At 56.2% G+C, this 12,936-nt stretch carries 13 protein-coding genes and 2 pseudogenes; 7 read left to right on the top strand and 8 right to left on the bottom strand.

Annotated features, from left to right (window positions below):
• Window positions 1-25 precede the first annotated feature (25 nt).
• Together P8O11_RS08420 and P8O11_RS08415 are read right to left on the bottom strand one after the other, a co-directional pair.
• A complete protein-coding gene (locus P8O11_RS08420; protein WP_300293639.1) occupies window positions 26-811 on the bottom strand; it encodes a crotonase/enoyl-CoA hydratase family protein in 786 nt (261 codons plus the stop codon).
• Window positions 812-865: 54 nt separating this feature from the next.
• Window positions 866-1,036, bottom strand: coding sequence for a Tat pathway signal protein (locus P8O11_RS08415; protein ID WP_300293637.1), 171 nt, complete (start codon window positions 1,034-1,036; stop codon window positions 866-868).
• 98 nt (window positions 1,037-1,134) lie between these two features.
• Here P8O11_RS08415 and P8O11_RS08410 point away from each other — a divergent pair, with 98 nt between their 5' ends.
• On the top strand, window positions 1,135-2,244 hold the full coding sequence (locus P8O11_RS08410) for a pyridoxal phosphate-dependent aminotransferase (protein WP_300293635.1): 1,110 nt from the start codon (window positions 1,135-1,137) through the stop codon (window positions 2,242-2,244).
• Between the two features lie 114 nt (window positions 2,245-2,358).
• On the opposite strand, the gene P8O11_RS08405 is transcribed toward P8O11_RS08410, so the two are convergent.
• The 3 genes from P8O11_RS08405 to ppk2 all read right to left on the bottom strand — a co-directional run bounded on the left by P8O11_RS08405 (window position 2,359) and on the right by ppk2 (window position 4,835).
• Window positions 2,359-3,243: a hypothetical protein gene (locus P8O11_RS08405; protein ID WP_300293633.1), complete on the bottom strand. Its 885-nt coding sequence runs from the start codon at window positions 3,241-3,243 to the stop codon at window positions 2,359-2,361.
• Window positions 3,225-3,848: a DUF1007 family protein gene (locus tag P8O11_RS08400; RefSeq protein ID WP_300293631.1), complete on the bottom strand. Its 624-nt coding sequence runs from the start codon at window positions 3,846-3,848 to the stop codon at window positions 3,225-3,227. The genes P8O11_RS08405 and P8O11_RS08400 overlap by 19 nt, the downstream gene beginning before the upstream one ends.
• Window positions 3,849-3,926: 78 nt before the next feature.
• A complete protein-coding gene (gene ppk2, locus P8O11_RS08395; protein WP_300293629.1) occupies window positions 3,927-4,835 on the bottom strand; it encodes a polyphosphate kinase 2 in 909 nt (302 codons plus the stop codon).
• Between the two features lie 231 nt (window positions 4,836-5,066).
• Here ppk2 and P8O11_RS08390 point away from each other — a divergent pair, with 231 nt between their 5' ends.
• From P8O11_RS08390 to dtd, 3 genes and pseudogenes are all read left to right on the top strand, one after another.
• Window positions 5,067-5,399 (top strand): helix-turn-helix transcriptional regulator, encoded by a 333-nt coding sequence (locus P8O11_RS08390; RefSeq protein ID WP_300293627.1) that lies wholly within the window; start codon window positions 5,067-5,069, stop codon window positions 5,397-5,399.
• A 591-nt stretch (window positions 5,400-5,990) separates the two neighbouring features.
• Window positions 5,991-6,614, top strand: a complete 624-nt coding sequence (locus P8O11_RS08385) for a hypothetical protein (RefSeq protein ID WP_300293625.1) — start codon at window positions 5,991-5,993, stop codon at window positions 6,612-6,614.
• Window positions 6,615-6,732: 118 nt separating this feature from the next.
• Window positions 6,733-7,170: pseudogene (gene dtd, locus P8O11_RS08380) on the top strand (D-aminoacyl-tRNA deacylase).
• On the opposite strand, the gene P8O11_RS08375 reads toward dtd, so the two are convergent.
• Window positions 7,167-8,357, bottom strand: a complete 1,191-nt coding sequence (locus tag P8O11_RS08375) for an aminotransferase class V-fold PLP-dependent enzyme (protein ID WP_300293623.1) — start codon at window positions 8,355-8,357, stop codon at window positions 7,167-7,169. The pseudogene dtd and the gene P8O11_RS08375 sit on opposite strands and share 4 nt — an antisense overlap.
• A 150-nt stretch (window positions 8,358-8,507) precedes the next feature.
• Between P8O11_RS08375 and P8O11_RS08370 the strand changes: the two genes are divergently transcribed.
• On the top strand, window positions 8,508-10,391 hold the full coding sequence (locus P8O11_RS08370; protein WP_300293621.1) for an ABC transporter ATP-binding protein: 1,884 nt from the start codon (window positions 8,508-8,510) through the stop codon (window positions 10,389-10,391).
• A gap of 235 nt (window positions 10,392-10,626) precedes the next feature.
• On the opposite strand, the pseudogene P8O11_RS08365 reads toward P8O11_RS08370, so the two are convergent.
• A pseudogene (locus P8O11_RS08365) lies at window positions 10,627-10,941 on the bottom strand (glycosyltransferase); the annotation flags it as partial.
• A 67-nt stretch (window positions 10,942-11,008) separates the two neighbouring features.
• Here P8O11_RS08365 and P8O11_RS08360 point away from each other — a divergent pair.
• Entirely contained in the window at window positions 11,009-11,749 is a 741-nt protein-coding gene (locus P8O11_RS08360) for a folate-binding protein (RefSeq protein ID WP_300293619.1), read from the top strand.
• A gap of 54 nt (window positions 11,750-11,803) precedes the next feature.
• Here P8O11_RS08360 and efp read toward each other — a convergent pair whose 3' ends face one another.
• Window positions 11,804-12,367: an elongation factor P gene (gene efp / locus P8O11_RS08355; RefSeq protein ID WP_300293617.1), complete on the bottom strand. Its 564-nt coding sequence runs from the start codon at window positions 12,365-12,367 to the stop codon at window positions 11,804-11,806.
• Between the two features lie 218 nt (window positions 12,368-12,585).
• Between efp and P8O11_RS08350 the strand changes: the two genes are divergently transcribed.
• Window positions 12,586-12,906 carry a DUF6280 family protein gene (locus P8O11_RS08350; protein ID WP_089893590.1) on the top strand — a complete coding sequence of 107 codons (321 nt, stop codon included), beginning with the start codon at window positions 12,586-12,588 and terminating at the stop codon, window positions 12,904-12,906.
• Window positions 12,907-12,936 lie beyond the last annotated feature (30 nt).

Genomic DNA, 12,936 nt, shown 5'->3' with positions numbered 1-12,936 from the left:
GAGCGCGCGCTGCGGCCTCATAACCCTAAAATTTCGGTGCGCGATTTTGCATATTTGCTGCGATCACTTCCATCTGCTCGGGCTTGCCTATGAGGTCTGTTTGTTCACGACTTTCCGCCAAGAGCACTTCATCTTCTGAGGCGCCACTTTCGGCCAGCCCGATGAGCCGTTTGGCGGCGCGGATGGCAGACGGGCTTTTGGAGGCAATCGTCGCCGCGAGCGTTTGCGCTGCTTCAAGCGGGGCTTCGGACAGTTCCGTCACAAGACCCCACTCAAGTGCTTGCACCGCACTCACCGGCTCGGCGGTATAGGTCATTTTGCGGATCACATCCGAGCGCGCAAGTGCCGGCATGAGGACCATACCGCCCATGTCGGGGACAAGGCCCCATTTCATTTCCATCACCGCCAGTTTCGCATCAGGGTGCGCAATCCGAATATCGGCCCCAAGCGCGAGTTGGAACCCAGCACCATAAACCGCACCGTGAAGAGCCGCGATCACAGGCACAGGAATACGCCGCCAGACCATGCAGAGCTCTTGAAACAGGTTGGTGTTGCCGAATTCGCGCGGCATGATCCGTGCCTTGGGGTCACCTGCGGCCAAAACGGCGAAGCTCTGAACATCAAGCCCAGCGCAAAAAGCGCGCCCCTCGCCTGCAAGAACAACCGCGCGGATGCTCTGATCTGTGAGAAGCGCCTGCCCTGCGGCAACGAGGGCCTCCACCATCTCGATATCAACCCCGTTCATTTTATCAGCACGAGTCAGCGTGACATGAGCGATATGATCTTTGATCTCTGTGGTAACGCGGGGCATGGGCAGAACTCCTCTTTGGAAGAAGCCTAGCGCGCCTTCGCCCTTCAAAAAAGCTTAACGTAAAGGCACAATCTTCTCGACCGCGCGCATCATGCCGAGGGATTTGTCATAGACCAGCGTCAGGATACGGCGGCTGCCCGTTTTACTGGCGACAGTCGGCACGGCGCGCACCGCACCTGCAGCGAGTGTTGTTCCGATAAAGCCACGACGGGTGAGATTGGCCATGATGCGCCCTCCAGTTGCGAGTGACTCTCATTTAGGTTCGATTGAAACGATTACAAGTCCTCTTGCCGCGATGCCCCGCTTTGGCATACTCAAGCAACATGACACATACACGCTTCACAAAGCTCGCCGAGAGCCTGCCCGCCACCGTCCCTTTTGTCGGCCCAGAAGCTCAGGAACGCGCCATGGGAAAACCCTTTGCCGCGCGCGTCGGGGCGAATGAAAATGTCTTTGGCCCCTCGCCTCTGGCTCTCAAAGCCATGGCTGAGAGCCTAAAAGACATCTGGATGTATGGTGAAAGCGAAAACCATGATCTGCGTGCCGCGCTGGCGCTGCACCACGGCTGCGCTCCTGAGAACATAATGGTCGGCGAGGGCATAGACGGGCTTTTGGGCTATCTCGTGCGCTTGCTTATCGAGGAGGGTGACGCTGTCGTGACCTCCGATGGAGCCTATCCGACCTTCAACTACCATGTTGCCGGCTTTGGCGGCGTTTTGCACAAGTTGCCCTACCGCGACGATCATGAGGATCTGCCCGCGCTTCTTGAAAAGGCCCGCGAGACTGGGGCAAAGCTTGTCTATTTTGCCAACCCAGACAACCCGATGGCCACATGGAGCAAGGGCGCAGACGTGCTCAAGGCGCTTGAGCGCCTGCCAGAGGGCTGCCTTTTGGTGCTCGATGAAGCCTATATCGAATTTGCCCCCGAAGGCACAGCCGCCCCTATTCAAATCGAAGATCCGCGCGTCATTCGTATGCGGACGTTTTCTAAAGCCTATGGTCTGGCTGGCGCGCGTGTTGGCTATGCCCTTGGTGCTGCGCCGCTCATTATGGCCTTTAACAAAATCCGCAATCACTTCGGCATGAACCGCACCAGTCAGATTGGCGCTTTGGAGGCCCTTAAGGATCAGAGCTATCTTGGAGACACACTCGCAAACGTAAGCGCAGCGCGTCAGACGATTGCAGAGATTGCGTCTGCAAATGGTCTCAGCAGCCTGCCTTCGGCGGCTAATTTTGTCGCAATCGATTGCGGGCAGGACGGTGCCTTTGCCAAGGCTGTGCTCGACGGGCTGATCAAACGCGGCGTGTTTGTTCGCATGCCCTTTGTTGCGCCACAAAACCGTTGCATCCGCGTGAGCTGCGGCACGCCAGCCGATCTTGACGCACTCGCGGCCGCTCTGCCCGAGGCTCTGGCAGAGGCACGCAACAGCTAGGCCTTTTGTATTGCACTAAGCGTTCCAGACCCCGCGCTCTCAAAACGCAAAACGGCTCTTTGGAGGGTCCCCACCGTCCCTTTTAGGGATGCTCAAAATGCAATGCGCGTCATTCTATACGAGGGACAAAGCCACCACGGCGATCAGGAGCCCTGCGCCAAGCTCAAGAACAGCCGAGAGTTTGAGCGCCGATGCACTTCCCGCCATGGTCCCAAAAGCACTTTCGCGCATCACAACCGATAGCACCGCCACAATCACTGTGACGCTCGCCGTACCAAGACCCATTACAAAGGCTCCGGCAATGCCGACCAAATCGATCTCAAGTCGCCATGTCAGGATCAGGAGGAACAATGCGCCTGTGCAGGGGCGGATCGCCACAGAGCCAATCACCATAGTGGCATCTCGCAGGCTGTGTACTGCCCCCGCCTCTTCGGCGCTTGGGCCGTGTTTATGGCCACATCCACAGCTGCCATCGGCGTGCTGCGTGTGGCCACGGTGTTGCCAGATGCCATAAAGCTTACGCCCTCCTCGCAAAGCGAGCCATAGGCCCACGAGCGCAATCGCAAGATAAGAAGCTGGTGCAAGCCAGTCCTCAGCCAGACCTGTCATGGCTTGGCGCGTTAGGCCGAAAAGAAAGACACCCGCATACACCAGCAATACGGCTGCCGCCGCTTGCCCGAGACTTGAGAGCACCGCGAGGGTCGACAGCCGCACCACAGGCACGCGGCGTGCAGCGCCATATCCACCAATGATCAGCTTGCCATGACCTGGACCAGCGGCGTGAAAAAAACCGTAAGCAAAACAGAGGCCCATGAGCCCCCAGAAGGCCCCAGGCTCGCCCGCTTTGAGCGCGCGCAAGAGGCCTGCCATCGCGTTTTGGACATTGCGCTGGCCCTCCGCAGCCCATGTTGAAAGATCAGAGGAGCCCCCCAGCCCCCAGAGCCAGACAGCGAGGGCCACAACAGCGGCAAGGGCAATACTCAGGAGGCTGGTACGCATGTTACGATAATCTCATCTGCAAATTCTTCGCCGACTTCGGGGTAATCAGCTTCGGGATTGTCTACATCGTCTCCCCGAAGCTCAGCTTCGAGCCTCTTGGCGGCATCAAGATCAGCTTTTATCACTTTGGCCTCACAGCCCTCTGGCAAGTCAATACCGAGGCCAAGATCGTAGGCGGTATAATACGTCGGATCAAAAGCCTTGAGGCTGAGCGTTTTCGCAGAGCGCTCAAGCGCGCGGAAGTGGCGGGAGACGATCTGGCCTTTTTCAATGCTTGTGCCGCGGTTCTTGGGTGGGCCGAGCGCAAGCTTGCCCTCGACGCTTGTCGCGTAGAGATCGCCCTCAAAGCCCTCGATCCACTTCAGGTCAAACCCGTCCAGCTCTGCCATTTCGACTTGAGTGAGCTTGCCATCAAAATCATCATCCAGCCCCATGTCTTCGAGGACGAGCAGGGAATATAGCTCATCATAACGCCAAGTGACTTCGACGCCCTCGACCATTCCGCTCTCTCCGCGCACGAGCTTGAGGCCCGTTTCGACAAAGACATGCGGATGCGCGTTAAGCGGCGCGGCAAGCAGACAGAAGATAGCACTCAAATATCGCATAGCTCATCCCATAAGTCGCTGCGCGCGCCGTCGCAATGGGGGCGCGCAGGACTTGGCAAGAAAGTGCCACTGCACGGTCTACTTGCTGCGCCGTTGATCGGGGTGCAGGGAGGCGCCCAAAATGTGATCAGCGCGGTGGATCACATGATTGGCACTGTTGCAGATGAGCGGATCAGGTGTGCCGATCAACTCAACGTCTTTTCCCGGATAGTCGATGCTGGCGAGAAAATGGCGCATACAGGCGAGCCGGGCGCGCTTTTTGTCGTTGGATTTGATCACAGTCCAAGGCGCATCGGCCTTAGCCGTATAAAAGAACATCGCCTCCTTGGCCTCGGTGTAGTCGTCCCATTTGCCAAGGCTGGCCTTGTCGATGGGGCTAAGCTTCCATTGCTTCAAAGGGTCGGTTTCGCGGCTGGCAAAGCGGGCACGCTGCTCTTCTTGGGTGACCGAGAACCAATATTTGTAAAGTCTTATACCTGAGCGGACGAGCATTTGCTCTACATCAGGGGTCTGACGCATAAATTCGAGGTATTCGTTTGGCTCACAAAAGCCTATGACCCTCTCGACACCTGCGCGATTATACCAGCTGCGGTCATAGAGCACGATCTCGCCGCTGGTGGGCAAGTGCTGCACATAGCGCTGGAAATACCATTGGCCGCGCTCTTCGTCTGTTGGCTTGTTCAGAGCTATGACACGGGCGAAGCGCGGGTTGAGATGCTCGGTGAAACGCTTGATTGTGCCGCCCTTGCCCGCAGCATCACGCCCCTCAAAGAGCACAACAATTTTCTCGCCTGCCTCTTGGGCCCAGTGTTGAACCTTCAGGAGCTCTGCTTGCAGGGCGGCCTTCTGGGCCTCGTAATCGCGCTTACCGATTTTGGTTTTGTAGGGATAAATCCCGTTTTCAAACGCGCGGCGCGCCTCCTCGAGACTGGGACTGCCTTCCTTTGACTTTGCTTTAGAAACGGGGGATGTTGTATGTGTGCTCATGCGCGAGACCTTCCTTCAGGGTTCGCTGAACTCATATATTATTACGCTATGGCCCGCCTTGACCTCGCTCAACCTCGCCCGCAAAGGGGAATTGAGTTGTTTTATTACCCTAAAAATTAACTAAAAATTAGTCTTTAACTTTTGTGGAATTTACACAAGCGCTACACTGTGACATAATCTGCGCGCAAGAGCCGATTATAAGGCGCTGGAAATAAAGAAGGCTAGGTAACTGTGGCGAGTTTTGATTTTAAGCTGTTCCGTGAGAATCTTTTGTTTCATATGAAAGCCAAAGGCCTCAAACCAGCACAGCTATCAAAAATGGCGGGACTAAACCCACGCGCTGTGAAAGACATTGAAGAAGAGCGGATCAAAAATCCGCGCATTCAAACTGTGCTTGCTCTGGAAGCCGCGATGCAGCTGCCTTTTGGCAAACTCCTCGGCAAATCCATCGACGAGATCTACAGCGAGCTTCTCAGCCTTCTTGGAGAGCTTGACGGAGCAACCCAGAAACAGCTCCTGATGACTCTTCAATCTTTGTCTTCGAACAAAACCCATTCTCTTTAAGCTTTAAAAGAAAATTAAGCCGGACCTGGGGTGTGGTGTTTTCAAGTAACGCCTCGTGAAACGGGCGTTCACACAACCCGTCTGCGCAATTTGAGTCTGTCGTTTGAAAATTTGACATTTGCCTGTCTTCCTAGTGCTCGAACTCTTTATCGAAACGACTAACTAGCTAAATGTCCCCACACCATTATTCTCTTAAGTTGACTCTAAGATCAATAATAAGTTCGTGGTTTCCTCAAAAAACATGCGTTTCGTCTTCGCCTCTTGCAGAGGCCACATCTTGCAAACAGAACGTTTGACTTACAGGTACATCGAAAGTGCTCCACCCCCAACGGTGTCTGCTGATGTTTTTTGACGCGTATTATAGTTGACCTTCTGACTCAAGCGTTTTTCCCGTTTTGAGCTAAAGATGATTCTAATTTTACGTTTCTCGCTATTTTTCACTTTAAATAAACACTTAACTACAAAACATTCGACAATGCGCTGACGCCAGAATGCAACACAAGATTGCGCTCTCGACACCTAGAGGGCGGCGGATTCTTGCTTGGTGTGATTTAACACAATATTAAGACTTAAAAAGCAGAGGGCAAATTAATGTTCGCAAACACATCAATGAAGTCAAAGCATGGCACACGGAAGGAAGGCGTGGTTGCGCGGCTTATTGCTGCAGCACGGCTTCGCAAAGGCAAAACTGCGCGTAATGCGCAGCCAGACAACTCCCTTTTGGACACTCTTTTTGCTGAAGCTGGCCGTCGGTCCAGCCGTTCACCCTTCTATACGCCGCGTGAAACAGCAAAAGTTTTGAGCGAATTTGACGCCCTGCGACGCGGTTTCGTCTATGTATTTGCAAACCAGTCTCACCAGACCCACAATCTGAAGATATGGCTTGAAGACACGTTTGGAGCGAAAGTCATTTTCGTGTATGAATGCGCGATATTTCATGAGTGGCTGCAAAGGGCGAAATCTGATGCGAGCATGATATTTGTGGATGAAGACAGCTTTGAAGGCGACGCTCCGAGCTTCTCGCGCTTTATGACTTCTCTTCACCGCGAATGCGAAGACAAGCCTTTGGTTGTTTTGTCTCGTGACGCGACACTCAACGAATTTTCTGATGATGACGAAAAGATCTGGGATGTGACGCTGAAAAGCCCGCTTTCCAAGACCGCCTTGTGGCTGGGGATCAATGTCGCGTTGGACTTTGCGAAACGCCGCCAATAACGCTGTTTTGGCGGCGGGCCATGGTCTGCTCGACGTGGCCCGCCTGCCTTGAATTGACCTCCTCGCACTGTCGTGTCACGCATGCGCTTTGAGCCATGCGAACCAAGGGGACCGGAATATGAGAGCGCTACTGCAACGAGTCAGCGAAGCCCAAGTCAGGGTAAACGGGGCCGAGATCGGCGCTTGTGGACGGGGTCTGATGATACTCGTCTGTGCGATGTAGGGCGACACAGATGAGGACGCCACGCGACTGGTACTTAAAATCTCCAAACTCAGAATTTTCACCGATGACGGCGGCAAAATGAACCGATCAGTGCTTGATATAGCCGGTGAAGCACTTGTGGTGAGTCAGTTTACGCTCGCTGCGGATACGTCACGCGGCAATCGCCCTGGCTTTTCGGCAGCAGCTCCGCCTGAGGAGGGCAAGGCGCTCTATGAGAAATTTGCCCGTAACTTGGCCGAGCTTGGCGTGCCTGTGGCCACAGGCGAGTTTGGCGCTGATATGAAAGTCTCGCTGATCAACGACGGGCCCGTGACGATCTTTATGGAAAGCTAGGCCAAGGCCGCGGCAGCGGCATCTAGCGCGCCTGATCCGCGCGGCACATTCAGTGAGGAAAAGGCCGCCTCGATGCTGCCAAGCGTCCCCATGACCATTTGCGCATTAATGTGACCCATGTGGCCAATCCGGAAAAACCCATTGCCTTCAGGGTCTTCGGGCGTAGACATTCCAAGACCGATGCCAAGCGTAAGACCTGCCTCGCCTTCGGTCCATTGGCGTAGGCGCAGGCCATGCTCCACCCCGATATGCAGAGCTGTGACAGCACAGGAACGATGCATGCGCTCAGCAACATTGAGCTTGAGCGGGCCACTCTGCCCCCATGTTTCGCAAGCGGCCCAGATCGCCCCTGCCATACGCGCGTGGCGCAACCAGACGGCTTCCATGCCTTCAGAATGCAGCATTTCAAGGGAGGCTTGCAGCCCGTAGAGGTGATGTGTTGGCGCTGTCCCTGCAAAACACTGCCAGAAGGCCTGCGGGTTGGCACGCGGCGTCCAGTCCCAATACAGGCTGACACGGGGCATCGCGGCGCGCACGGCGGCTGCCTTATCACTAAAGAAGACAAACCCAAGTCCAGGGGGAACCATAAGCCCCTTTTGAGAGGCCGCGACCATGACATCGACGCCCCAAGCGTCCATTTCAAAGTGATCGCACCCCAAAGAGGCGATGCAATCTACCGCAAGAAGCGCATCATGGCCTGCCGCGTCGATCGCCGCACGCATTTCAGCAATATTATTTTTCACGGAGGTAGACGTATCGACATGGGTGCAGAGCACCACTTTGATCTTACCTGCCGTGTCTGCACGCAGGGCCGCTTCCAGTGCCTCGCCTGTCGCTGGCGTTTTAAGGCCGCAATCAAGCGGAACAACTTCGGCCCCAAGGCCGCGCGCCACTTCGGCCCAGCCGACGCCAAAACGGCCATTATAAATCCCGAGCGCTTGGTCGCCCTCGGCGAGAATATTGCTCAGCGCGGCTTCCCATGCACCGTGACCGTTGGCGATATAGATTGTTGCGTTCTGCTCGGTGCGCGCCACGGCTTTGAGGCCAGAGATAAGCTCTGGCATCATATCAGGCAGCTCGCCTGCGTAGATATTGGGCGCGGCACGGTGCATGGCGCGCAAGACGGCGTCAGGCATAACAGACGGCCCCGGAATGGCCAGATATTCGCGTCCACCAGATGCTGACATTGCACTCTCCCTTACCACTTTCGTGGCGACTTTAGACCCATGCTGCGCCGCGTCAACACCGCTTGAGCACAGCTATGGGCGCGCGCAAACCTTGCCAGCCAGCCCGCCCTTCTCTAAACGCATGTGAAAGGCAATAAAGAATGGCCCCTGATGAGCGACACTTCAAATCCGAGTGACAAACTGTTTGGCTGGCTTTGGCGCAGCTATCTTAAGCGCTTTACGCCTTATCTGCTGATTGCGCTGATGTTTATGATCCTCGAAGGCTCTATGCTGGGCGCGCTCAGCTACATCATGCGCCCGATGTTTGACACCGTGTTTATTGCGGGCAATGAGGCGGCCATTAAGTGGGTCGCTCTTGCTATCTTCAGTATTTTTGCTTGCCGCGCCGTCTCGGCTGTGGGGCAGAAAGTCACGCTCGCCTATATTGTCCAGAAGATGGCCGCCGCCCTGAGGACCGACCTTCTGGCGCATATCATGCGTCAGGACGGAACCTTTCATCAGATCCACCCGCCCGGCTTTCTTATTCAGCGGGTGCAGGCGGATGTGATGGCGATCAATGATGGCTGGCGCGCGCTGATTATGGGTGCGGGGCGCGATTTCATCACGCTCATGGTCTTGATGGGTGTCGCTGTCTCTGTGGATTGGAAATGGACCGTCGTGGCGCTGATTGGCGCTCCTGTTGTTCTCGCGCCCACGCGACTTGTGCAGAAATTTGTCCGTCGCCGTGCGCGTGAAGCGCGCGACCTTGGTGCAAAGCTTGCCACACGGCTTGACGAGGTCTTTCACGGGATTGTGCCTGTGAAGCTCAACCGCCTTGAGAGCTATCAAAGCGAGCGCTACGGCGCGCTCACAGACAAGCTTGTGAAAGCCGAAGTGCGCGCCCATGCGGGCAGCGCTGTTGTTCCTGGACTGATTGATATCATGTCGGGCCTCGGCTTTGTCGGGGTCTTGGTTTACGGCGGCTCCGAGATTATTGCAGGTGATAAATCCGTCGGGCAATTCATGTCTTTCTTTACGGCCATCGGCTTTGCCTTTGAGCCCCTGCGCCGTCTTGGTGCGGTGAGCGGGCAGTGGCAGATTGCAGCCTCGGGGATTGAGCGGCTGCGCGAGCTTCTGGAGATGGAGCCAAGCATGCGCTCGCCCGCAAACCCGAAGCCCGCACCGCAAGGCACGCCCGAAATTGCGCTGCGCGATGTGACGCTCGCCTACGGCAACACGACAGTGTTGAAAGGCGCGAGCCTCTTTGCTGAAGCGGGTAAGACAACAGCGCTTGTGGGGGCATCGGGGGCTGGGAAATCAACTATTTTTAACTTACTGACACGGCTCGTGGATCCTGACAGTGGCAGCGTGACGCTTGGCGGCGTCGAGACGCGCGATATGACACTAGAAGACCTTCGCGGCCTGTTCTCTGTGGTTAGTCAGGATGCGGCTCTGTTTGATGAAACGTTGCGCGAGAACATTCTCTTGGGGCGCACTGATGTTTCTGAAGAGCGCTTGCAAGAGGTAATCGAGGCGGCACATGTGGCTGACTTTTTGCCCCAGCTTTCTGACGGTTTGGAGACGCCTGTTGGTCCGCGCGGATCAAGCCTCTCTGGCGGGCAGCGTCAGCGGGTCGCAATTGCGCGGGCTTTGCTGCGCGATACGCCAATTCTACTTTTGGATGAGGCGACATCGGCGCTGGATGCGAAGTCAGAAGCTGTGGTGCAGGAAGCGCTGGAACGGCTCTCCAAAGGACGCACAACGATTGTGATCGCACATCGGCTCTCGACCGTGCGGGACGCCGACAAGATCGTCGTGATGGATGCGGGACGGGTTGTCGACGAAGGCACCCATGAAGCGCTTCTGGCGGGCGACGGTCTCTATGCGCGACTGCATGACTTGCAGTTCAAGACGAGCGGTCAGACCGCCGATAAAGCTGCGCTAGCGCGGCAGGGTCGGCGCCGCAAAAAAAGCGCATCAAAAGCCACAGATTCTTCCCACCACGCAGCACCCAGCCTTCTGTCTCGTATTTTTGCGCGTCTGTCAGGGCGGTAAAGCCAAGCGGCACAAGCTGGCCCCGCAGGGCGCGAGCGAGCGCGACATCTTCCATGAGCGGCAGTTCAGGATATCCGCCTGCAGTGGCGAGTGTTTCGGCAGCGACCAGCAGCGCTTGGTCGCCGTACGGCAGACCGAAGAGGCGCGCGCGCAAATTGGCCCAACCCGCAACGAGGCGGGGCGCTGCGCCACGGGCGGCAAAAGCAAGCTGACCAAAGCCTGCTTTGGTCGGGGCGGACTTGATATGGTCAAGCACCGCCCTACTCCATCCTGCTTCCAGAACTGTGTCTGCGTGCAAGATCAGAAGCCAAGCCCCTTGGGAAGCCGCAACGCCACGGGCAATCTGAGCGCCCCGCCCTGCGGACCCAGCGAGCCAAATCGCGCCTGCGGCCTCAGCTATGGCGGCTGTTTCGTCCATTGAGCCACCGTCTGCCAGGATCAGCTCGCGGATCAGGCCCACCTCAAGCCCCTCTCCCAGCGCACCAAGGCAGGCAGGCAAGCCAGACGCCGCATTGAGCGTCGGAATGATTACCGAGACAGGTGCGCGCATGAACTGGCCCTTTCGTTTGCCCTTTCCTCCCCTATATTACGCGTAAGCGCGAATGGGGAGAGCAGCGATGAGCCGCGAGATACTAAAAATTACAGGCGAGGACCGCGAGCACTTCCTACAAGGGCTTGTGAGCAATGACGTCACACGGCTGAAGCATGGGCTGGTCTACACCGCCATGCTGACACCTCAGGGCAAGTATATTGCGGATTTCTTTCTTGTGCCTGCTGGAGACGCGATCTTACTTGATGTGGACGCGCGCCTTGCGCAGATGCTGATGCAGCGCCTCACGATGTACAAACTGCGCTCCAAGGTTGGCCTTGAGCCGGCTGGGCTTTGCCTGCACCGTGGCTTGGGCGCTGTGCCCGAGGGTGCCTTTGCAGACCCGCGCCATGAGGCGTTGGGCTGGCGGGCCTACCGAGAAGATCCACAGGGCGAGGACATAACCGACTGGGACGCCTTGCGCATCGCGCTCGGCGTGCCTGAGACGGGTACGGAGCTGACGCCAGACAGCTTTATTCTTGAGATGGGCTTTGAGCGGCTCAATGGCGTGGACTTCAAGAAAGGATGTTATGTAGGCCAAGAGGTCACTGCGCGGATGAAACATAAGACCGAACTGCGCAAGGGTTTGGCGCGGGTTGAGGGCGAGGCGCCGCTTACGGAGGGTGCGGAGATCGTCAGCGGCGGCAAGGCGGCGGGGACTGTGCTCAGCGTTGCGGGGACTACGGCACTGGCTTATCTGCGATTTGATCGGACCGAAGCAGGGCTTGAAGCCGAAGGGCAGAGCCTGAGCTTTGAGCGCTTAGACTGATATAAAAAAGCCCCCGCCAAAGGCGAAGGCTTTTTTCGGGCGCGTTGCTAGACTTTAGGCGCGCTCGGAATATTCCATTGTGTCAGTGTTGACGATAATCGCCTCATCCTGCCCGACGAAGGGCGGAACCATGACTTTGACGCCGTTTTGCAAAATCGCAGGCTTGAAGCTGTTGGCAGCTGTCTGACCTTTCACCACTGGCTCTGTCTCGGCAATCACACAGGTGACTTTCTGCGGCAAGGTTGCGTGGAGTGCTTCATCCTCGTGAAACTCCACGTAGATTGTCATGCCATCTTGCAAGAAGGGGCGACGCTCACCAAGCAGATCGGCGTCGAGCTGAACTTGGTCGTAAGTTTCTGTGTCCATGAAAATGAGCTGACCTCCATCCTCATAGAGGAACTGCATGTCTTTTTGCTCAAGGCGGACGCGCTCAACTTTATCGGCACTTCTAAACCGTTCGTTAAGCTTTGATCCGTTACGAAGGTTTTTCATCTCAACTTGAGCGAAGGCTCCACCCTTTCCGGGCTTTACATGATCGACTTTGACAGCAGCCCAGAGGCCCCCGTTGTGCTCCAGAACATTCCCGGGGCGAATTTCGTTTCCGTTAATTTTAGGCATTATGGCAAAACCGTGGCAAAAGGTTGATCGGATTTAGGCTGCACCTATATCTTGGGGGAACACCCTTGGCAAGAAACCCATATATCGTGGTGCATTTGCTGAAAGATATGCGCAAAACGCAAGGGAGCTATGCAAATACGCCCTATCCGAATCGGAATAAAGCGGTCATAACGAGCCTCACGCCGAAAAAGACAAGAGCAAAAAACAAAGGACGGATCATGAGAGATTTCGTTGACGGCACGGCCTTCAATAACGAGCAAGGCAACCGTGCGCGTAAACTATTTGCAGCCGTGGTACTGGCTGCCCTCGACGATGCTATCGCCGATGATAAAAAGTATGGCAACGGCCCTGAGCAAATTGCGCGCTGGGCCCGCTCGCGTGATGGCCGTGAAGTGCTGTCCTGTGCGGGGATTGACCCGAACGAACGCGTTGTAACTGGTTTGATGGACTTCGTGTCCAAAGGTGTTCGTACCTCTGTTGCGCTGTCGCGCGAAGAGAGCGAGCGTCGGAATGCTGCTGCACAGGCTGAAGCCGCCTAAGCACACCGTTCTATTTTGCAAAATCGGCCC

Origin of the sequence: Lentibacter sp., from assembly GCF_029254145.1 — a bacterium.
Taxonomy (GTDB): domain Bacteria; phylum Pseudomonadota; class Alphaproteobacteria; order Rhodobacterales; family Rhodobacteraceae; genus Lentibacter.
This window is presented reverse-complemented; position numbering and strand designations above follow the sequence as displayed.

Bases quoted from the DNA above. Each gene is read 5' to 3' on its own strand.
- P8O11_RS08420 (WP_300293639.1), bottom strand. From the start codon at position 811: ATGCCCCGCGTTACCACAGAGATCAAAGATCATATCGCTCATGTCACG.
- P8O11_RS08415 (WP_300293637.1), bottom strand. From the start codon at position 1,036: ATGGCCAATCTCACCCGTCGTGGCTTTATCGGAACAACACTCGCTGCA.
- P8O11_RS08410 (WP_300293635.1), top strand. From the start codon at position 1,135: ATGACACATACACGCTTCACAAAGCTCGCCGAGAGCCTGCCCGCCACC.
- P8O11_RS08405 (WP_300293633.1), bottom strand. From the start codon at position 3,243: ATGCGTACCAGCCTCCTGAGTATTGCCCTTGCCGCTGTTGTGGCCCTC.
- P8O11_RS08400 (WP_300293631.1), bottom strand. From the start codon at position 3,848: ATGCGATATTTGAGTGCTATCTTCTGTCTGCTTGCCGCGCCGCTTAAC.
- ppk2 (WP_300293629.1), bottom strand. From the start codon at position 4,835: ATGAGCACACATACAACATCCCCCGTTTCTAAAGCAAAGTCAAAGGAA.
- P8O11_RS08385 (WP_300293625.1), top strand. From the start codon at position 5,991: ATGTTCGCAAACACATCAATGAAGTCAAAGCATGGCACACGGAAGGAA.
- P8O11_RS08375 (WP_300293623.1), bottom strand. From the start codon at position 8,357: ATGTCAGCATCTGGTGGACGCGAATATCTGGCCATTCCGGGGCCGTCT.
- P8O11_RS08370 (WP_300293621.1), top strand. From the start codon at position 8,508: ATGAGCGACACTTCAAATCCGAGTGACAAACTGTTTGGCTGGCTTTGG.
- P8O11_RS08360 (WP_300293619.1), top strand. From the start codon at position 11,009: ATGAGCCGCGAGATACTAAAAATTACAGGCGAGGACCGCGAGCACTTC.
- efp (WP_300293617.1), bottom strand. From the start codon at position 12,367: ATGCCTAAAATTAACGGAAACGAAATTCGCCCCGGGAATGTTCTGGAG.
- P8O11_RS08350 (WP_089893590.1), top strand. From the start codon at position 12,586: ATGAGAGATTTCGTTGACGGCACGGCCTTCAATAACGAGCAAGGCAAC.